Source organism: Sphingomonas sp. ABOLG, from assembly GCF_003950435.1.
GTDB classification, from domain to species: domain Bacteria; phylum Pseudomonadota; class Alphaproteobacteria; order Sphingomonadales; family Sphingomonadaceae; genus Sphingomonas; species Sphingomonas panaciterrae.
This window is the reverse complement of sequence record NZ_QQWW01000012.1, coordinates 12,303-32,134: the sequence shown is the minus strand read 5'-3', so window position 1 is coordinate 32,134 and position 19,832 is coordinate 12,303. Positions and strand designations below refer to the sequence as shown.

18 protein-coding genes and 1 pseudogene are annotated in these 19,832 nt (G+C 68.4%); 14 read left to right on the top strand and 5 right to left on the bottom strand.

All coding sequences use genetic code 11. The features are described from left to right. Nucleotides 1–22 precede the first annotated feature (22 nt). Nucleotides 23–445 (bottom strand): annotated as a pseudogene (locus CA236_RS19285) (chloride channel protein); the annotation flags it as partial. A 337-nt stretch (nucleotides 446–782) separates the two neighbouring features. Between CA236_RS19285 and CA236_RS13880 the strand changes: the two are divergent. Continuing rightward, nucleotides 783–1,094 (top strand): DUF6665 family protein, encoded by a 312-nt coding sequence (locus tag CA236_RS13880; protein WP_125946033.1) that lies wholly within the window; start codon nucleotides 783–785, stop codon nucleotides 1,092–1,094. Between the two features lie 7 nt (nucleotides 1,095–1,101). Here CA236_RS13880 and CA236_RS13875 read toward each other — a convergent pair whose 3' ends face one another. Next, nucleotides 1,102–2,169 (bottom strand): tyrosine-type recombinase/integrase, encoded by a 1,068-nt coding sequence (locus CA236_RS13875; RefSeq protein WP_046407494.1) that lies wholly within the window; start codon nucleotides 2,167–2,169, stop codon nucleotides 1,102–1,104. Between the two features lie 164 nt (nucleotides 2,170–2,333). On the opposite strand from CA236_RS13875, the gene CA236_RS13870 reads away from it, so the two are divergent. The 4 genes from CA236_RS13870 (at nucleotide 2,334) to CA236_RS13855 (ending at nucleotide 6,398) form a co-directional block, all read left to right on the top strand. Next, the gene (locus CA236_RS13870) at nucleotides 2,334–3,056 is read left to right on the top strand and encodes a fimbria/pilus periplasmic chaperone (RefSeq protein ID WP_125946032.1); all 723 of its coding nucleotides are present in this window, start codon (nucleotides 2,334–2,336) and stop codon (nucleotides 3,054–3,056) included. 121 nt (nucleotides 3,057–3,177) lie between these two features. Continuing rightward, complete coding sequence (locus CA236_RS13865) at nucleotides 3,178–4,212, top strand: fimbria/pilus outer membrane usher protein (protein ID WP_164518945.1); 1,035 nt, start codon at nucleotides 3,178–3,180, stop codon at nucleotides 4,210–4,212. An 81-nt stretch (nucleotides 4,213–4,293) separates the two neighbouring features. Next, complete coding sequence (locus CA236_RS13860) at nucleotides 4,294–5,451, top strand: FimD/PapC C-terminal domain-containing protein (protein ID WP_125946030.1); 1,158 nt, start codon at nucleotides 4,294–4,296, stop codon at nucleotides 5,449–5,451. Continuing rightward, on the top strand, nucleotides 5,442–6,398 hold the full coding sequence (locus CA236_RS13855; protein ID WP_125946029.1) for a spore coat U domain-containing protein: 957 nt from the start codon (nucleotides 5,442–5,444) through the stop codon (nucleotides 6,396–6,398). The genes CA236_RS13860 and CA236_RS13855 overlap by 10 nt, the downstream gene beginning before the upstream one ends. On the opposite strand, the gene CA236_RS13850 is transcribed toward CA236_RS13855, so the two are convergent. Together CA236_RS13850 and CA236_RS13845 are read right to left on the bottom strand one after the other, a co-directional pair. Next, nucleotides 6,395–7,024, bottom strand: a complete 630-nt coding sequence (locus CA236_RS13850; RefSeq protein ID WP_125946028.1) for a glutathione S-transferase family protein — start codon at nucleotides 7,022–7,024, stop codon at nucleotides 6,395–6,397. The two genes, CA236_RS13855 and CA236_RS13850, sit on opposite strands and share 4 nt — an antisense overlap. Nucleotides 7,025–7,107: 83 nt before the next feature. After that, nucleotides 7,108–7,740 carry an NAD(P)H-binding protein gene (locus tag CA236_RS13845; RefSeq protein ID WP_125946027.1) on the bottom strand — a complete coding sequence of 211 codons (633 nt, stop codon included), beginning with the start codon at nucleotides 7,738–7,740 and terminating at the stop codon, nucleotides 7,108–7,110. Between the two features lie 189 nt (nucleotides 7,741–7,929). On the opposite strand from CA236_RS13845, the gene CA236_RS13840 reads away from it, so the two are divergent. Continuing rightward, nucleotides 7,930–10,389 carry a zinc-dependent metalloprotease gene (locus CA236_RS13840; RefSeq protein ID WP_241212665.1) on the top strand — a complete coding sequence of 820 codons (2,460 nt, stop codon included), beginning with the start codon at nucleotides 7,930–7,932 and terminating at the stop codon, nucleotides 10,387–10,389. An 84-nt stretch (nucleotides 10,390–10,473) separates the two neighbouring features. On the opposite strand, the gene CA236_RS13835 is transcribed toward CA236_RS13840, so the two are convergent. Next, complete coding sequence (locus CA236_RS13835; RefSeq protein WP_046407745.1) at nucleotides 10,474–10,953, bottom strand: MarR family transcriptional regulator; 480 nt, start codon at nucleotides 10,951–10,953, stop codon at nucleotides 10,474–10,476. Between the two features lie 179 nt (nucleotides 10,954–11,132). Here CA236_RS13835 and ectA point away from each other — a divergent pair, with 179 nt between their 5' ends. From ectA to CA236_RS13795, 8 genes are all read left to right on the top strand, one after another. Then, complete coding sequence (gene ectA / locus CA236_RS13830; protein WP_346962775.1) at nucleotides 11,133–11,726, top strand: diaminobutyrate acetyltransferase; 594 nt, start codon at nucleotides 11,133–11,135, stop codon at nucleotides 11,724–11,726. A 4-nt stretch (nucleotides 11,727–11,730) separates the two neighbouring features. Beyond that, on the top strand, nucleotides 11,731–13,035 hold the full coding sequence (ectB, locus tag CA236_RS13825) for a diaminobutyrate--2-oxoglutarate transaminase (RefSeq protein ID WP_125946025.1): 1,305 nt from the start codon (nucleotides 11,731–11,733) through the stop codon (nucleotides 13,033–13,035). Nucleotides 13,036–13,060: 25 nt separating this feature from the next. Continuing rightward, the gene (locus CA236_RS13820; protein ID WP_125946024.1) at nucleotides 13,061–13,474 is read left to right on the top strand and encodes an ectoine synthase; all 414 of its coding nucleotides are present in this window, start codon (nucleotides 13,061–13,063) and stop codon (nucleotides 13,472–13,474) included. A gap of 57 nt (nucleotides 13,475–13,531) precedes the next feature. Continuing rightward, complete coding sequence (thpD, locus tag CA236_RS13815) at nucleotides 13,532–14,464, top strand: ectoine hydroxylase (RefSeq protein WP_125946023.1); 933 nt, start codon at nucleotides 13,532–13,534, stop codon at nucleotides 14,462–14,464. Next, nucleotides 14,461–15,903 (top strand): aspartate kinase, encoded by a 1,443-nt coding sequence (locus CA236_RS13810; RefSeq protein ID WP_125946022.1) that lies wholly within the window; start codon nucleotides 14,461–14,463, stop codon nucleotides 15,901–15,903. The genes thpD and CA236_RS13810 overlap by 4 nt, the downstream gene beginning before the upstream one ends. A 19-nt stretch (nucleotides 15,904–15,922) precedes the next feature. Beyond that, nucleotides 15,923–17,188: an MFS transporter gene (locus tag CA236_RS13805; RefSeq protein WP_125946021.1), complete on the top strand. Its 1,266-nt coding sequence runs from the start codon at nucleotides 15,923–15,925 to the stop codon at nucleotides 17,186–17,188. Further along, nucleotides 17,173–18,522 carry an MFS transporter gene (locus CA236_RS13800; protein WP_125946020.1) on the top strand — a complete coding sequence of 450 codons (1,350 nt, stop codon included), beginning with the start codon at nucleotides 17,173–17,175 and terminating at the stop codon, nucleotides 18,520–18,522. The genes CA236_RS13805 and CA236_RS13800 overlap by 16 nt, the downstream gene beginning before the upstream one ends. Nucleotides 18,523–18,594: 72 nt before the next feature. Continuing rightward, nucleotides 18,595–19,830 (top strand): mechanosensitive ion channel family protein, encoded by a 1,236-nt coding sequence (locus tag CA236_RS13795; protein WP_125946019.1) that lies wholly within the window; start codon nucleotides 18,595–18,597, stop codon nucleotides 19,828–19,830. Nucleotides 19,831–19,832 lie beyond the last annotated feature (2 nt).

Sequence of the window (19,832 nt, the reverse complement as noted above, 5' to 3'; positions counted from 1 at the left end):
TAAGCATTGGTCAGTTCCAGCGTCAGGACGACCCTAGCGGCGAGCGGACCGAGGCGGTGAACAAGCCGCCCATCGGCGCGATGACAAAGGCGCTGGTCGCGGAGCTGCCATCCGGCAGGAACGCACTGGCGGCACGGGCAAAGGCGACGCCGACGCAGGCGGCCAGCGACAGGATCGGGGCAAAGATTCCGCCCGGCACACCGGTCGAATAGCTTGCCACGATGACGCAGAACCGTGCTGTGGCCAGCAGCAGCATGACGCGCACGCCGGCTTCGGCGCTCACCCAGCCCCGGATCAATGCCTCTCCACCGGTCGCCGCCTGCGGGACCAGCACCATCAGCGCCCCCACCGCCAGCCCGATCGCGGCGAAATAGGCATAGTAGAGGCGCCTTTGGGCCGCGTCGGCAAAGGCCAATCCGCGCAGCAGCCCGGCATTGAGGAGGACGCCAAGCCCCCCCCAGGAGCCGGCCCAGCAGCACGAACAACGGCAGCATGGGCAGCAACACCTCCGCCGGACTCATCGGAAGCTCCGCGATGGTCCCGCCGATCCCGCGCGTCATCACCGTCGAAAGCACGGTGACCAGGATGACGGCCATATAAGTGCCGGTCCGCCAGGCAAACTGGCGCCGCGTTTTCCCGATCACGAACAGCACGCCGGCGACCGGCGCGTCGAAGGCGCAGGTGAGGACTGCCGCCGCCCCGGCCGCGATTGTGTTATTTGCTGACCAGCCCCAGTGTTGTAGGAGCGCCTGTCAGTAATCACATCAGCGGAGTCGTCCGTCATGTCGCTGCGACTTCCCCAGGGACTTGGGCCTTCCGTGGCGCCGGACCGGCTGAACCAAGCGTTCCAGCACGAGATCGCAGCGGAAAAGGCAGCGTCGCTCGATCGGTCGGGGAAAAAGCTGGCGGCCACGCTGGCGCAGCTACACAGTGCCGCCGACGAGGGTGATCGCGCGACGCTGATCAAGAACGCTGCCGAGGCGGCGCATCATTATTTCATCCAGCGCGAATTGTGTGGCTTGTTCGTCCACCAGTCCATCATCGACGACTACGATATCCCGCGAGAAGTATTGGCGCAGATGGGCGCTCGTTAAGGTCAGGCTATAACTTGCCGACCACCTTGGCAGCGGCATTTGACTCGACGGCGAGCGCCTGAGCGTAGCGCGCCGGCTGGGCGGGGGATTTCCAGCGCAGCGCCTGCATGATCCCGGCGAGGTCCTGCCCGCTGGCGAAGAGGTCCTGCGTCAGCCCGACGCGCGTTGAGTGCGCGGTGAGGCTCGCGCGCCAGATGTCGAAATCGGCGCTGTCGATCATTCCCAGCAGCCCCGCCGCATGGGCCGCGTCCAGCATCGCCCTATATATAAGAGTCACGGATTGCGCGGAGAGCGCGGCGCCGACGCTCCAGATATCGGCGCCCGACTTGTCACGCGTCCGATGGAGGCGGCGAAACAGCGCGCCGTCGCTGCGCCCGCCACATGCCGCGCGCCACTCGCCCAGCGCGGTCATCGTCCTGGCGGAGAGATAAGCGTAGGCGCCCGCCCCCTCCTGATCTGCCTTGGAGCGCGGCACGAACAACCTGCCGCCGCCCGCGCCACCGCGCTCCACATGCGGCCAGCGGATCGCGACGATCTCCGAGCGTCGCAGGCCGGTGTCGAACGCAAGGCTGAGCAGCGCGCGATTACGCTGACCCGGCAGATCGTCGCCGGTCGCCGCCAGCATCGCTTCGACGCAGACGCCGACTGGCCCGGCGGCCGCCAGCGGATCGGCAACCTCGCCGCGGAAACGCAGCCCGCGCGCCTGTCGCTGCCGCACCCCCAGCGCGCGTCGCTGCGCCTTCAGCTCAAGACGCACACGCTCGGTACGGGTGGGATCGGGTTGGTCGGCCAGCGCATGCAGCCGCGCGATCGACGCCGTATAGCGCGCCAGCGTGGCCGCCTTCTTTCCGTGATCGGCCTGATCGGCGAGGAACGTCGCGACGGTCGCAGGCAAGGCGGGCAATGTCATTAGTCCGCGTGCGGCACACCAACCGGCGAACACGCGAATGTCGGCGCGCAGCGCGCGCCACGAATTGGGGCTCATCGCGCGGCGCGCCGCATCGATCACATCGGCGTCGATCGCAACGATGCCCGATCCGGTCACGTCATCGGCAAATGGCAGCAACGCGTTCATTGCGGTCGACCGTGCGCGACGACGCGCGTCCGGTCAACCGCACTAGTGATAGCGGACATTATCGCTAGTGCGCTGTTGCTGCTTCTCAGCGCTCTCGCACGCGTAACATTACGGATCGAAGATCGGCGACGATCACCCAAAGCTGCGGCGCGAAGGAATGGACGATGCGCCTGCAATCGGCATCCCTGCTCCTTGCACTTGGCGCGACGCCGGTGACAGCGCAGACCGCGCTTCGCGTTCAGCCGCTGACGGTGGAGGTGACGTCGCCGGCGCAGGCGTCCGCCGTCAGCGTGCAGAATGGTGGCCCTCGTCCCATGAACCTGCGAGTCCGCGTGTTCGATTGGACCCAGGTGAACGGCCAGGATCAGATCGCCCCCACAACCGAGGTTGTCGCGAGCCCCCCGGCGATGACGATCCCGCCGGGCGCCAGCTACACCGTCCGGATTGCGCGAACCGCCGGCCCGGTCTCCATGGGTGAAAGGAGCTACCGGCTCTGGATTGACGAGCTTCCACCGCCGGCCCGGCAGATGCCGTCGGGCGGCGGTGAGGTGGACGTCCGATTGCGATACGACCTGCCGGCGTTCTTCCGCGACGGTGATCCGCAGCCCGCACTCGCCTGGCGGGCATATCGCTCGGGCGGGCAGTTGGTGATCGAGGCGACCAACTCCGGCCGCAGTCACGCCCGCATCGATAATCTGCGGCTCGAGGGCGCCCAGGCACCGATCAGTTTCGGGAGCGGCCTCAATGGCTATGTTCTCCCCGGCGCCACGCGGCGCTGGGTCGCCCCCGCCGGGGCGGTGCTTCCGACTGCGGATAGCAATGTGACGCTGGTCGCAGGAGTCGGCGGTCGTGAGATCAGGCAAGCGACCACGATCGCCACCCGGTGAGCGGTTCTTTTGTGGGATCAAGGTTGCCGTTGCCACCTGTCTCATCGTGGTATCGGGCGGTGCCGCCGCCGCACAGGAGACCCCGGCGACGCAGGACGTCGAACTTGTTCTGGCGGTGAGGGTGAACGGCAGGGTCTCACCGTTCCTGTGGCAGGTGACCCGCCTTCCGGACGGAGCGCTGGCAATGACGGCGGAGCGTTTGCGACTGCTGGGGTTCGATCTGCGCCGCCTGGGTATTCCGCCGGGCGAGCAGTTGGTGAAGCTGGCCGACCTTCCGGGTGTCAACGTCCAGTATCGCGAATCCACGCAGTCGCTGTCGTTCGAGGCGGGTGACACGGCGCTGGTTCCGGTCGTTCTCGACGAGTCCGCGCTTCAGCCACCGCTCCATCCGGACAGCGTCGAGACGAGTACCGGCGCGGTCCTCAACTATAATCTCTTCGTCGATGGCTCGCGCGCGGGGCTCCATGCGACGGGCCAATACGACTTCCGCTTCATCAGCCGGTACGGCGTTGGTCAGACCACCGGCTTCGCCAATTGGCGCCCGCCCAGCAAGGGCGGCTTCGAACATGTCCGGCTCGACACGCAATGGCGCTATGTCGACGTGCGCCGCGTGCTGGCGATGACCGTGGGCGATACGATTGCCGATGGAGGGCAGCTCGCGACCGCCTATCGGATGGCGGGCGTGCAAATCCGCCGCAACTACAATGAGCGGCCCGATCTGGTCGCCACCGCGCTGCCGGTCCTAACCGCCTCCGCCGCTGTCCCCTCGAGCGTCGATTTGTACCTGAACGGCCTGCGCTATTTTTCAGGGCAGGTCGGGCGTGGCCCGTTCGAGTTCCGGTCACTCCCCAATCTGGGCGGCGGTGCAACCGCGACGGTGGTGCTGACCGATGCCAGCGGCCGCGAGACCAAAATTACCAAACCGCTGTTCTTCGTCCCCAGCCTCCTGCCGAAGGGTCGGATCGGCTTCTCGCTCGAGGCGGGTTTCCCGCGGCGAAACTACGGGACACGGTCGTTCGATTATTATCCGGATTTCGCCGCGTCGGGCACGGTCGCTTACGGCGTTTCCGACCGGCTGACCGTGCTCGGCCATGTCGAGGGTACGCGCGACCTGTGGAATGCGAGCCTGGGGGGCATCACCCGGCTGGGGGACTGAGGCTCGCTTACCGCCGGGCTCGCCGTCAGCCGCTTCCAGGGCAGGATCGGCATCCGGCGTCGGATCGACGTTCAGGCTCGGGTGGCCGGGATCAACCTGTTCGGTGGCATCGAGGATGCCGACAGCCGCTACCAGGACATCGCCAGCGCGACGCTGACGCGCGAACAACTGACCAATCGCTCGCCCGACCTGGTCGTCGCACCGGATCCGACGCTCCCGGCGCTTCTGTCATTTTCCCGGCGGGTGGAGCGGTTCGGCGCCAATTTCTCCATCCTGCGCACCGGGGTGAACCTCAACTACACCCATGCCCGGCTGGGGGATGATGACCTGCGGATCGCGAGCCTGTCGCTGTTCCGTCCCGTGTTCAGGCGCTCGTCGATCTGGATCAACGGGTACAAGGATTTCGGGAGCGGTCGCGACTGGGGCGTCTTTGCCGGCATCACCTTTCCGCTGGGGCGCAGCGGATCAGCCTCCGCCTCCGTCTCGCGGACAGAGCGTGGCGCGCGGCTTCAGACGCGGGCGTGGCGCTCCCCGGGGGTCAGGCGGGGATCGTTCGGCTGGACCGTGACCAGCAACCAGGCGCTGTCGGGGCCGAGCGACACCTATCGCGCCGCCAATGTCGCCTACCTTGCCCGCTTCGCCACGCTGGAAGCGGGCATCGAGCAATATGGCGGCGACGTCCACGCCACCGCTTATGCCGAAGGCTCGATCGTGGCCATGAACGGCATTTCTGCCGCCCCGCGCATCGACACGAGCTTTGCCGTGGTCACCGGAGCCGGAGCCAACACGCCGGTGTTGTCGAATACCAAGCTGGTGACGCGGACGAACAAGCGCGGCGCGGCGCTGGTGACAGACCTTGATCCGCTGCAGCCCAACACCGTATCGATCGACCCCACCCTGCTGCCGGTGGATGTGCGGCCGGCCCGTACCGACGCGGTGGTGGTGCCCGCGCCACTTGGCGGGGTGGTGATCGATTTCGGCGTGGCGCGCGAAAATAGCGCGGTCGTGGTCCTCGTCGATGCGGCGGGGCGTGTTCTGCCGGTGGGCACAACCGTCACGGTGCGGGGCGGCGGCGAGCCGACGGTCGTCGGCTATGACGGGCGGGTGTATCTCACCGGACTGGGCAGCACAAACGAGCTCGACGTGCAGATCGACGGGGGCGGCACCTGCACCGCGCAGTTCGATTATCAACCCGCCGAGGGCCGGCAGGTAGAGATCGGGCCGGTCACATGCCGCTAGGGTCAGCGAAGCGGCGCCTGACTCCTGTGGCGTGCCGCTGCCTGTGGCTGGCGATCATCGGCGCTATCCTCGCGATCCTTCTCGTCCCGCAGGAGGCGAAGGCCAACGCCTTTTGCCAGGCCGATCAGCCGACGCTCGATTTCGGCTCGGCCCTTACGGCACGGGGGACGATCAACTGGACCTGCACCAACTTCGACCCCACCCCCGTCGCCTTCACCTTGTGCGCCGCGATCGGCACGCCAAGCTACCCGGGAACACCGCAGCAGCCCAAGATGATCGGCAGCTCTCCCATCTTCCTGGACTTCAACGTCTATGTCGACAGTGCCGGAAACGAGCTGTGGGACAGCAGCACGCTGCTGACGGCGAACGTGGCCATTGCCGCCAATGGCAGGACATCCGGCACCTTCACGTATTACGGGCGAATACCCCCCGGACAGGCCGCGCCCCCGGGCAGCTATTCGGCCTTCTTCTACAATACGTTGATCGGCATTCTTACCACCGGCACAAGCATCTGCCAGCGTAACGCGCCCGATTTTTCAGGGATTGACGTGACGCTGAGCGTGCGCGCCACGTTGATCGAGGCATGCACGCTCGGCACGATCGGCGACATCGACTTTGGCGAGCTGGCGGGCTTTCGCGACCAGATCGATGCGGCGGGATCGGTGCAGCTGGTGTGCCCGCCGAACCGCGGCTGGACGCTCAGTTTCGATGGCGGGCGCCATGCCGCGGGGACCGAGCGACGCATGCAGGATGCGGACGGCAACCTTGTTCCCTATCGACTGTACCGTGATGCCGCGCGCACCGACACGATCGCGATCGACGGGTCGGTGACGGGTGCCGGCACGGGCGCGGCGCAGACCGTTCCGGTCTATGGCCCGGTGGAGATCGGCGCGCTGCCGCCGGTCGGGCAATATTCCGATTTCGTGGTGGTCACGCTAGGTTTCTAGCTGGTTGCAACGCCCTCGTGCGAACGCTCCAGCGCGCGCCCATAGGCGTCGCGGCCGGTGGTGCGCGCGAGGTAATCCCTAGCCGCCGGGCTGAGCGTGAGGCCGCAATGACGCTGCCCGAGCATGAAGGCATATGTCACGGAAATATCTGCCGCGGTGAACCTGTCCCCGGCCAGATAAGGCGCCTCAGCGAGCCGCCGCTCGACCAGCGTCACGCGTTTCCGGAAGGATTGCAGGCACCAGCGCGCGGCCCAATTGTCGCGCTCAGCCGGCGGGGCCATGAAGCGGCTGACGATGGCGGGCATCATCAGCGTCGCCAGCCCCGCCTCACCGAGGTGGAGGAACTGCTGATAGGCGGGAAAGCCGGGGTCATGCGGCGCGGGGGCGAGCGGCGTCGGGCCGTGGCGGGCGAGCAGATATTCCATGATCGCGATCGATTCGACCATCGTCACCGGACCGTCCTGCAGCACGGGGATATAGTCGGCCGGGTTGAGGGCCAGGAACCGGGAGTCGCGTTCTTCGGACAGCATGTCGACCTGCCGCACCTCATAGGGCAGGCCCATTTCCTCCAGCAGCCAGACGACCCGGATCGAGCGCGAAATCTGTCCGCCCCAGATGGTGATCATGCGTCGTCCCTTCCGCCGTTGCTGCGTGCGACCCGATCGTGGCGGGGCGATCATAGGCGTATCCGGGGCCGCGCGGTACCGCTTTAGCTGGCGAGGCGGCGAATGTCGGGGACGTGGTGGCGGTACACGCCGGGGACGGTGCAGGTCGTCAGCCGGTCGATCGCCGCCGCCACGATCGCGGCGTCGAGCGCGGCGTAGCGGCCGAGGGGACCGGCGAGCATCGGTTCGAGCAAGGGGGCGATACGCTGCGCCAACCATTCCCCCGGGCGGCGCTCCGCACGTGGGCCGAGGAGCAGGCTGGGGCGAAGGATGTCGACGCGGTCGAAGCCGAGCGCGGCAACGCCCGCCTCGGCCGCGCCCTTGGTGGCAAGATACAGGCCGCGGCCGCCGGCGCCGACCGAGCTGACCATGATGAAATGATGCGCCCCCGCATCACGGGCGAGGCGGGCGAAGGCGAGGACATAATCATGGTCGACGCGGCGGAAGGCGGCGGCTGATCCAGCGGCGCGGCGGGTGGTGCCGAGGCAGCAGATCGCGACGTCGGCGGGGGCGGTCGGGAGGGCGGCGAGTGCGGCGAAATCCACCTTGCGCTCGCCGGGCTGGCGGGGATTTCGCACGAGGCTGTCGAGCGTGACGTCGGGGCGGCGGCGGAGGCGGGCGGTGAGGAGGCCGCCGACCAGGCCCGTGCCGCCGGCCATGATGATGCGGGTGACCATGCGCGCGAGGCTAGGCAATCGGACGCGCGCTGTCGACGGATTGGGCGGGTGCGCGGCGGCTGCCGGCGCAGCGCGAGCGGCCGGGGTGCGGCCTGTTGCCGGCGCAATTTGGCCACGGGGTGTGATGCGCCGGCCAGCACCCTTGCCGCCGGCGCTTCCATCCGGCACGACGCCCGCCCAGGGGGAAAAATGAACCGTACATCCATCGCCGTCAGCGTTCTGTTTGCCATGGTCGCGCCGGTCGCGGCGAGCGCGGCGGATCGCCCCGCCACCCAGCGCCTGCCGGCGGGCGATCCGCGCGGCGGGACCGAGCGGCTGGACGGGTTGCTGCCGGTGCATGTCGACCGCAAGGGCGGGCGCATCCTGCTGGCGCTGCCGGCGCCGGGGCGCGACGGGGTGGCGACACGGCTGCTGTATATCAATGCGCTGCGCACCGGGCTTGGCTCCGCCCCGATCGGGCTCGATCGCGCGCAGCCGGGGCCGGCGCAGGAGCTGGTGATCCGGCGGCTGGGCAAGAAGATCGCGTTCGAGCTCGCCAACCCGCGGTTCCGCGCCACCAATGGCTCGGCCGCGGAGCAGGCAGCGGCGAGCGATGCCTTTGCCACCTCCACGCTTTGGCTGGGCGATGCGATCGATGCCGCCGACGGCACATTGCTGGTCGACATCGCGCCGTTCCTGGCGCGCGACACCAAGGGGATCACCGCGCAGCTCAACAGCGGCGGCGAAAAGGGCTGGAAGCTGGTCGAGGCGCTGAGCGCGGCCGACACCAACAATGTCCGGGCCTTTCCGCTGAACCTCGAGTTCGAGGCGCGGCAGACCTATGCCAGCGAGACGCCCGGCGCGGAGGTGCGCAACATCGCGCCCGACCCGCGGCAAGTGACGATGGTGGTGCGACACAGCTTCGTCGCGATGCCGACGCCGGGCTATGTCACCCGCGCGTTCGACCCACGCGGCGGCAGCTTCGCCACGCAAGTGCTTGATTTCGGTGCGCCGCTGGGCGGGCAGATCGTACAGAACCTGTCCAACCGTTTCCGGCTGGAACGGGTCGATCCCGCCGCGCCGCGATCGCGCGTGAAGACGCCGATCACCTTCTATATCGACAATGCCGCGCCCGAGCCGATCCGCACCGCGTTGCTGGAAGGGGCATCGTGGTGGAAGGCGGCGTTCGAGGCGGCGGGATATATCGATGCCTATCGCGTCGAGATCCTGCCCGACGGGGCCGACCCGCTCGACATGCGGTACAATGTCGTCAACTGGGTCAATCGCGCGACGCGGGGCTGGTCCTATGGCTATGCCGTGTCCGATCCGCGCACCGGCGAGATCCTGAAGGGATCGGTGCTGCTGGGGTCGCTGCGCGTGCGGCAGGACATGCTGATCTACGAGGGGCTGGTCGGGGCGGACAAGACCGGGACCGGCGGGCCGAACGACCCGGCGCAGGTCGCGCTGGCGCGCATCCGGCAGCTCGCCGCGCATGAGGTGGGCCATGCGCTGGGGCTGCAGCACAATTTCGCCGGCAGCACGCAGGATCGCGCATCGGTGATGGATTATCCCGCGCCGCGCATCGGGCTGGTCGATGGTGCGCCGGACCTGAGCGATGCCTATGGCGTCGGGCTGGGCGCATGGGACCATCATGCGATCGACTGGCTGTACGGCGACCCCGCGGGCGGCAATCCCGACGCGGCGGCGCAGGCCAAGGCGGCGGCGGCGGAAGCCAAGGGCCTGCGGTTCGTGTCCGACGAGAATTCGCGCGTCGTGTCCGCGTCGCAGCCATGGGGCAGCCTGTGGGACGACGGCGCGGACCCGGTCGCCGAGCTGGAGCGGATGATGGCGGTGCGCGCCGCCGCGATCGCGCGCTTCGGCCCGCGCGCGCTGGCGGCGGGCGAGCCGGTCGCGGCGCTGCGGCGCAAGTTCGTGCCGATCTGGCTGCTCCACCGCTACCAGGTGGAAGCGGCGGGCAAGCTGCTGGGCGGCGCGACGTCGACCTATGCCGTGGCGGGGGGCGCGGGTGATCCGGCGGCGGCGACGCCCGTCGATGCCGCGGCGCAGCAGCGCGCGCTGGACGTGCTGCTCGCGACGCTTGATCCTGCCGCGCTCGACGTGCCCGAGCCGCTGATCGCGCCGCTGTCGGCCGGCTGGTCGGGCGATCGTGACCGCCAGACCGATATCGAGGTGATGCGCACGGCCGGCAGCGCGGTGTTCGATCCGCTGGTCGCGGCCGAGATCGCGGCGGAAGTGAGCCTTGCCGCGCTGCTCGCGCCAGAGCGGCTGGCGCGGCTGACCGACCAGCATCGCCGCGACGCCGCGGTGCCCGGCGCGGGCGAGGTGGCGCGGCGGTTGCTGGCGCTGGCCGATGCGCCGGCGGCGAGCGCGCGGCTGGGCGCGGTGCGGCGCGCGATCGGCACGCGCATCATCCTGAACATGGCGCGCGCCGCGGCGGCGCCGGCGACCGGCAGCGAGGCGTCGGCGGTGATCGACCAGGCGCTGGCCGATTGGGCGGGCGCGCAGGGCAAGCGCCGCTTTGCCAGCGCCGAGGATCGCGCCTGGGCGCTGTCGACCGCGCGGCTGATCAGTGACCGCGAGGCGCTGGCGGCGGCGCTGCGCGACACGGGCAATGATGTGCCGGTGCCGCCGGGGATGCCGATCGGATAGGAGGCGGGACGACAGGCGGCGGGCGGACGGCGGGTGGCGGGCGGCAGGCGGCGGCTTGGGCCCCCCGCCCCGCCCCACCTGCGCTCAGGGCCGGTCGATCGCGCCGGCGTCGAGCAGCGGCGCGGCGTCGGGATCGCCGCCGCCGAGGAGATCGGCAAGCCGTTCGACCCCGGCGAGGATCATCGCCTGTTCCCATGACGGCAGCGCCGTGAAGCGCGCCGTGAACACCTCCTGCAGCATGTCGGGCGCGCTGGCGAGGCAGTCATGCCCCTTGCCCGTAACGGCGAGCAGCATCCGCCGCTTGTCCTCCTCGCTGCGCGCGCGCGTCACCAGCCCGAGCGTCACCAGCCGGTCGACGATCGCGGTGATCGCGGCGTGGCTGAACTGAAGCGTCTGCGCGATCTTGCCCGGGGTCACCCCCTCGCCGGCGTCGATTTCCCGCAGGACGAGCAATTGCGAGGGCGTGAGCCCGGTGGTGGTGGCCAGCTTTCGCGTGCCCCCTTCCGCCGCGCGAAGCACGCGGCGCAACGCTCTCAAGGTGGCGCTGGCGATCGGCGAATCCATGTCGCCGCGTAGCGCCCGGCGCGCGCGCTGCAAGCGGCATTTTTCACGATATTCATTGCGATATGTTTCACCCGATGAAATATATTTTGCTGAACGGGGTTGTGCTTGCGCCAAAGGGGCTTAGGTTTTTAGCGAGCAGCGCCGCACTGCCGTGCGCTTATAACTTCATGGAGTGAAACATTCTTGAGAGCGAAACGGTCGAAAAGGCGACGCCTTCGACCGCCAACGACCATCATGGCGGCGCCGCAGCCACGCTGCGCCTGCGCCGTCCCCAAGCCACCGACGGCCCTGCCGTCACCGCACTGATCGCGGCCTGCCCGCCGCTCGATCGCAACTCGCCCTATTGCAACCTGCTGCAGTGCGAGCATTTCGCGGACCATTGCGTTATTGCCGAGGAAGTGATCGCCGAGGAGGCGGGGCGGATGATCGGCTGGGTCTCCGGCTATCGCCCGCCGTCCGACCCGACCGCGTTTTTCGTGTGGCAGGTTGCCGTCGCGCCCGAGGGCCGGGGCAGGCAGCTGGCCAGCCGGATGATCAACCATTTGATGCAGCAGCCCGCACAGCAGGGCGTGACGCATCTGATCACCACCATCACCGCGGACAATGAAGCGTCCTGGGGGCTGTTCCAGCGGCTGGCGCGGACCTGGTCCGCGACGCTGGAGCGGCGGACGATGTTCGACCGCGAGACGCATTTCGCCGGCGCGCACGCGACCGAGTTCCTCGCCCGGATCGGGCCGATCGACCACCACAATCTGACAGAACAGAGGGGATAAGACCTTGTTCACGACACCACAGCCGTCCGGCATCCGCCCGGACACTCGCCTGTATGAGCGCCGCGAATCCGCCGTGCGCAGCTACGCCCGCGCGATGCCGCGCCAGTTCAACCGCGCCGAGGGCGTGTGGATGCACGACGACCAGGGCGGGCGGTACCTCGATTTCCTGTCGGGCTGTTCGACGCTGAATTACGGGCACAATCACCCGATCCTGAAACAGGCGCTGCTCGATTATGTCACGGCCGACGGGATCGCCCATGGCCTCGACCTGCACACCGACGCCAAGCACGATTTCCTCGACACGTTCGAGCGCGTGATCCTGAAGCCGCGCGGGATGGACCATCGCGTGATGTTCACCGGGCCGACCGGGACGAACGCGGTGGAGGCGGCGATCAAGCTGGCGCGCAAGGTGACCGGGCGGCAGATGGTGATCGCCTTCACCAACGGTTTCCACGGCATGACGCTGGGCGCGCTGGCGTGCACCGGCAATGCCACCAAGCGGGGCGGCGCGGGCGTGCCGCTTTCCCATGTCGCGCACGAGCCCTATGACGGCTATTACGGGCCCGACGTCGACACCGCGGACCTGCTGGAACAGCGGCTGTCCGACCCGTCGAGCGGGCTCGACGCGCCGGCCGCGATCCTGGTCGAGACGGTGCAGGGCGAAGGCGGGCTGAACGCCGCGTCGCCCGAATGGCTGCGGCGGATCGCGGGGATCGCCAGGGCGCACGGCGCGCTGCTGATCGTCGACGACATCCAGGCCGGCTGCGGGCGGACGGGAAGCTTCTTCAGCTTCGAGGACATGGGCTTCACGCCCGACATCGTCACGCTGGCGAAATCGCTGTCGGGCATGGGGCTGCCGTTCGCGCTGACACTGCTTCGTCCCGAGCTCGACCAGTGGCTGCCGGGCGAGCACAATGGCACGTTCCGCGGCAACAACCACGCCTTCGTCACCGCCACCGCGGCGCTGCGCCATTTCTGGCAGGACGACCGCTTCGCCGGTGACGTGCAGCGGCGCGGCGACCTGCTCGCCAGCCGGTTGCAGCGCATGGCCGACCGTTATGGTTTCGAGACGCGCGGGCGCGGCATGATGCGCGGCATCAACGTCGGGTCGGGCGAGCTCGCCAGCCAGGTGACCGCGGCCTGTTTCGACGCCGGGCTCATCATCGAGACGAGCGGCGCGCACGACGAGGTCATCAAGGTGCTGGCGCCGCTGGTGATCGACGACGCCGTGCTGAGCCACGGGCTCGACATGCTGGAGGGGCGGCTGGGCGAGGCCATGCGCGCCGACCACGCCATCGCGGCGGAATAACCCAAAGAAACAAAGGAGATCATTCATGATCGTTCGCACACTCGACGACATTCGCGCATCGGACCGCAACGTGGAATCGGACGGCTGGGTCAGCGCCCGGCTGCTGCTGAAGGACGATGGCATGGGCTTTTCCTTCCATGTCACCACCATGTTCGCCGGCAGCGAGCTGAAGATGCATTACCAGAACCACCTGGAGGCGGTGCTGGTGCTGAAGGGCACGGGCACGATCGAGGACCTGGGCACGGGCGAGATCCACCGGCTGGAGCCGGGCGTGATGTACGCGCTGAACAACAATGACCGGCATATCGTGCGGCCGGAGACCGACCTCGTCACCGCCTGCACCTTCAACCCGCCGGTGACCGGCAATGAAGTGCATGACGAGACGGGCGCCTATCCGGCCGATGTCGACGCGCGGGCGCCGGTGGCTGCGACCGGGTGATCCCCGGCGTGCGCGCCCTCGCCCCCATGACATGAACCAATAAAAGGGAGACGCCTGATGCAGGACCTCTACCCCTCTCGCTTTGCCGCGGAGGCCGAAATGCGGCCGCGGCAGGACCCCGTCGTTCGCAGCACCTGGAGCCCCGTCGCGCCGGTCAGCGCGGCGCAGGCGGTACAGTTCGAACGCGACGGCTATCTCGTGCTCGAGGATTTGTTCTCGGCCGAGGAGGTCGACTTTCTCCAGCGCGCGGCGGGCGAGCTGCTCGGCAATCCGGCCGCGCTCGACCGCGAGACGATCGTCACCGAGCCGCAGAGCGACGAGATCCGGTCGATCTTCGAGATCCACCAGCAAAGCGCGGTGATGGCGCGGCTGGCGCGCGATGCGCGGCTGGCGGATGTCGCGCGGTTCCTGCTCGGCGACGAGGTGTACATCCACCAGTCGCGGCTGAACTACAAGCCGGGGTTCAAGGGGCGCGAATTCTACTGGCACAGCGATTTCGAGACCTGGCATGTCGAGGACGGGATGCCGCGGATGCGCGCCTTGTCGATGTCGATCCTGCTGGCCGAGAACACGCCGCACAACGGCCCGCTGATGGTGATCCCGGGATCGCACCGCACGTTCCTGACGTGCGTCGGGGAGACGCCGGAGGACCATTATCTCAGCTCGCTCAAGAAGCAGGAATATGGCGTGCCGGACGAGCAGAGCCTCGCCGAAATGGCGCAGCGGCACGGCATCGTCGCGCCGACCGGGAAGCCGGGCACGGTGATCCTGTTCGACTGCAACCTGATGCACGGGTCGAACGGCAACATCACGCCCTTCCCGCGGGCCAATGCGTTCCTGGTCTATAATGCGGTGAGCAACCAGCTGGAGAAGCCGTTCGGGGTCGAGAAGCCGCGCCCCTGGTTCCTGGCGCATCGCGGCAAGGCCGAGCCGCTGGCCGTCGAGCGCGGGCCCCTGTCCGAGCCGCTGGCAGAAATGGTGCCGGCATGAGCGCTGGCCACAGCGTGGAGAAGATCGGCGGCACGTCGATGGCGGCGACGGCGACGCTGTTCGACAATGTCCTGATCGCCGGCCGCTCGGGCGCGGACCTCTACCAGCGGATCTTCGTCGTATCGGCCTATGGCGGGATGACCGACCTGCTGCTGGAGAACAAGAAGACCGGCGAGCCGGGCGTCTATGGCCGGTTCGTCGCGGACGACGATGCCAATGGCTGGCGCGAGGCGATGGCGCGGGTGCAGGCGGCGATGCGCGAGCGCAATGCCGCGATGTTCGCGCGCGCCGAGAGCCGGGCCGAGGCCGACGCCTTTGTCGACCGGCGGATCGCATCGGTGGGCGCCTGCCTGGAAGACCTGGCGCGGCTGCGCAGCCATGGCCGCTTCTGCGTCAAGGAGCAGCTGGTGACGGTGCGCGAGCTGCTGGCCGGGATCGGCGAGGCGCATAGCGCGCACAGCACCGCGCTGCTGCTGCGCGACCGCGACGTGAATGCGCAGTTCGTGGACCTGACGCTATGGGACCAGGACGACCTGCGCAGCCTGGACCAGAGGATCGGCGACGCCTTTGCGGCGATCGACCTTTCCCGCGTGCTGCCGATCGTCACCGGCTATGCCGGGTGCGAGGGCGGCATGGTGTCGCGCTATGCCCGCGGCTATACCGAGATGACCTTTTCGCGGCTGGCGGTGCTGACCGGCGCGCGCGAGGCGATCATCCACAAGGAATTCCACCTGTCGAGCGCCGACCCCCGGCTGGTCGGCGTCGACAAGGCGCGCAAGATCGGGCGGACGAACTACGACGTCGCCGACCAGCTCGCCAACCTCGGCATGGAGGCGATCCACCCCGGCGCGGGGCGCGGGCTGCGCCAGAGCGGCATTCCGCTGCGCGTGCGCAACACGTTCGACCGCGAGGACGGCGGCACGCTCGTCACCGGCGACTATATGTCGGAAAAGCCACGGATCGAGATCGTCACGGGCATCCGCCAGCTGCAGGCGCTGCAGTTCTTCGAACAGGATATGGTCGGGGTGAAGGGCTATGACACCGCGATCCTCGACCTGCTCGCGCGCCATCGTCTGTGGATCGTGAGCAAGGCGTCCAACGCCAATACGATCACCCATTATCTGAACGCCAGCGCCGAGGCGGTGGCGGGCGCGATCGCCGAATTGCAGGCGATGTATCCCGACGCCGCGGTCTCCGCGCATCCGGTGGCGATGGTTGCCGCGATCGGCAGCGACATCTCGCGCCCCGGGCTGGTCCCGGACGCGCTCGCCGCGCTGGGCGAGGCGGGCGTGACGATGCTGGCGATGCAGCACCAGATCCGCAACGTCGACGTCCAGTTCGTCGTCGATTGCGGTGATTTCGACGCCGCGGTGCGCGCGCTGCACCATGCGCTGATCGAGCGCGAGGCGTCCATCAGCGAGGACCGCCGCGCCGCGTGACGCGGCGGGCATGACACCGATGCTGGCGACCATTCTGCCCGTGCGAAGCCTGCTCGCCGCCATCTTCATGATGATGGCGGGCAGCGGCTTCCTGTCGACGCTGATCGCGCTCCGGCTGGAACGCGGCGGCAGTAGCACGATGGTCATCGGCCTTGTCGCCACCGCCTATTTCGGCGGACTGGTGATCGGCGCGCTGCGCGCCGGCGCGATCGTCCGGCGCGTCGGGCATATCCGCGCCTTCGCCACTTTCGTGGCGCTGCTGTCGGTCAGCACGCTGACCTATGCCCTGGTCCAGCAGCCCGCGCTGTGGGCCATGTTGCGGCTGGTCGACGGCGTCTGCGTGGCGGGCGTCTTCATCTGCATTGAAAGCTGGCTGAACGACCGCGCCGACAGCACGACGCGCGGGTCGGTGCTCGCCTCCTATATGGTGGCGCTCTATTCCGGGCAGGCGCTGGGGCAGCTGCTGCTCAGGTCAGGCAATACCGCGCCGCAGGTGCCATTCGAGCTGGCGTCGATCCTGATCACGCTGGCGATCATCCCGGTCTGCCTGACGCGCACCCATGCGCCCGTGCTGGAGGATGCCGCCTCACAGCCGCTGCGCCGGCTGTTCGCCGCCTCCCCGCTGGGCGTGGTCGGCGCCGGCATCACCGGGCTGATGCTGGGCGCCTTTTACGGCCTCGCCGCCATCTATGCCGGGCGCGTCGGGCTGGACCTGAAGGGCACCGCCAGCTTCATGACCATCGTGATCCTGGGCGGCGTGGCGCTGCAATGGCCGCTGGGGCGATTGTCCGATCGGTTCGACCGGCGGCTCGTCATCATCGGCTGCTTTGCCGCGACCCTGCTGGTGAGCCTGGCGCTGGCCACGGCGCCGGGCGGCATCCTGCTGTTCGTGCTGGGCGCGGCGTTCGGTGGCCTCGCCTTTGCGCTCTACCCCTTGTGCGTCGCCTATGTGAACGACCGGCTGGCGTCGCACGAGCGGGTCGCCGCGAGCGGCCAGCTGGTGCTGCTGTATTCGGCGGGCGCGGCACTGGGCCCGATGGGCGCGGCGACGGCGATGAGCCAGGCGGGGACGGGCGGCCTGTTCGGCTTCATCGGGCTAGCCGCGGCGGGAACGCTCGCCTTTGGCCTGTGCCGTCTCGCGATCAGCGCGCCGGTGCCCGCGCCCGAGCAGCAGGATTTCCAGATCCTGCCGCGCACCACGCCGGTCGCCGCGCTGCTCGACCCTGCAGGCCCCGAGCCTGCGCCCCACGACAATACAACAGGTGAACCATGGACACGCACGTGACGGCCGATACCGCCGCGCCGCCCCATCAGGGTGGCGACCGTTCGGAACTGAAGCGCGCGGTCGGCGCGTCGGCGCTGGGCAATGCGGTCGAATGGTTCGACTATGGCATTTACGCCTACGGCCTGACCTTCATCTCGGCCGCCCTGTTCCCCGGCGAGACCGAGGAGGCGGTGCTGTTCGCGCTCGCCACCTTTGCCATTTCCTTCCTGGTCCGGCCGCTCGGCGGGCTGTTCTGGGGGCCGCTCGGCGACCGGATCGGGCGCAAGTCGGTGCTGGCGATGACCATCCTGATGATGGCCGGCGCGACCTTTGCCGTCGGGCTGATCCCCGATTATTCGGCGATCGGCGTCTGGGCGCCGACGCTGCTGATTGCGCTCAGGCTGGTGCAGGGATTTTCCACCGGTGGCGAATATGGCGGGGCGGCGACCTTCATGGCCGAATATGCCCCCGACGACCGGCGCGGCTTTTTCGGCAGCTTCCTGGAATTCGGCACGCTGGCCGGCTTTTCCTGCGGCGCGGCGCTGATGCTCGGCTTTTCGCTGTGGCTGGGCGACGAACAGATGCAGGGCTGGGGCTGGCGCATCCCGTTCCTGATCGCCGGGCCGATCGGGCTGATCGGCATGTATGTCCGATCGAAGATGCAGGACACGCCGATCTTCCGCGAGGAAATGGCGGCGATGGAGGAACGGCGGCCGCCCGGCATCGCGACGCTGGTGCGCGAGCATTGGCGGCCGTTGCTGGTGGTCGGCGGGCTGGTGATCGCGCTCAACGTCGTCAATTATACCCTGCTCAGCTACATGCCGACCTATCTGCAGCGGCGCATCGGCCTCAGCAGCGACGAGGCGCTGCTGGTGCCGATCATCGGCATGCTGTTCATGATGGTCTTCATCCCCTTTGCCGGCGCGCTGTCCGACCGGATCGGGCGGCGGGTGATGTGGCGCTGGTCGCTGATCGGCCTGCTGGTGATGGTGGTGCCGCTCTACATGCTGATCGGCACCGGATTTGCCGGCGCGATCGTCGGGTTCATCGTGCTGGGGCTGCTGTACGTGCCGCAGCTGGCGACGATCTCCGCCACCTTCCCGGCGATGTTCCCGACCGCGGTGCGCTTTGCCGGCTTTGCCATCGCCTATAATATCTCGACCTCGATCTTTGGCGGGACGGCGCCGATGGTCGGCAGCGGGCTGATCAGCCTGACGGGCGATCCGATGATGCCGGCCTATTACATGATGCTGGCGTGCGTCGTGGGGCTTGTCGCGCTGCGCTTCATGCCCGAAACGGCGGGGCGATCGCTGCGCGAGGACCCCTTTGCGCGGCGTGACCAAGCGGCGGGCTGAGCCCGCTCACCCGCGCCTTCCCCCCCGCCCCAGCAGGACCCGGATCGTCCGGGCAGGATTGCCATGTATTCGATGACCGCCGCCCCTTCCCTCTCGCTGCGCGGGATACCCGTGCTGGCGCAGCTGCCCGCCTGGGCCGAGACGCTGATCGCGCTGGCGCTGCTGGGGGCGATCGCGTGGGGCGCGAACTTCGTCGTGAAGCGGATCGCGCTGCGCTACATCATGCGGCGGCTGCCGGTGGAGGGCGCGGCGCCGATCGCCGCGCGGCTGGCCAATATCGTGCCGGCGCTGATCGTCGCTTACGGCATCCGTGCGGTGCCCAATCTGCCCGCGCCGCTGGGGGTCGCGATCGGCAATGTCGTGGCGGCGTCGATCATCCTGTTCCTGGCGCTGGCGATCGGCGCGGCGCTGAGCCTTGCCAACCAGATCTACGAACGGCGGCCGGAGGCGGCGCATCGCCCGATCAAGGGCTATGTCCAGGTGCTGAAGATCGTCCTGTACCTGGGCGCCGCGATCCTGATCGTCGCGGCGCTGATGGAGCAATCGCCGCTGCTGCTTTTGTCCGGGCTGGGCGCGATGGCGGCGGTGCTGATGCTGGTGTTCAAGGACACGATCCTGTCGCTGGTCGCGTCGGTACAGCTCACCTCCAACGACATGCTGCGCGTTGGCGACTGGATTGACATGCCGCAGCTGCATGCCGACGGCGCGGTGATCGACATCGCGCTGCACACGGTGAAGGTGCAGAACTGGGACAAGACGGTCACCACCATCCCGACCCACCGGCTGATCCAGGAAAGCTACAAGAACTGGCGCGGCATGGCGGAATCGGGCGGGCGGCGGATCAAGCGCGCGCTGCTCATCGACCAGAATTGCGTGCGGTTCCTGACCGAGGCGGAGCGCGACCGGATGGCCGACATCGCCCTGGTGCACGACCATATCGATCGCAAGCGCGGGGAGCTGGCCGAATGGAACGCGAGGCTTGGGCCGGCGGCGCAAATCCCCGCCAACCAGCGGCGCGTGACCAACATCGGCACGTTTCGCGCCTATGTGCTTCATTACCTGCGCGCCAACCCCAGGATCGCGCAGGACATGACGCTGATCGTCCGCCAGCTGGCCCCCACGCCGCAGGGGATCCCGATCGAGATCTATTGCTTCACCGCGACGACCATGTGGGTGGAGTATGAGGATATCCAGGCGGATATCTTCGACCATCTGATCGCGATCCTGCCCGAATTCGGCCTGCGCGCCTTCCAGGAGCCGAGCGGGGTGGATTTGCGGATGATCGGCGCGCGCGCGGACGCGGCCTAGCG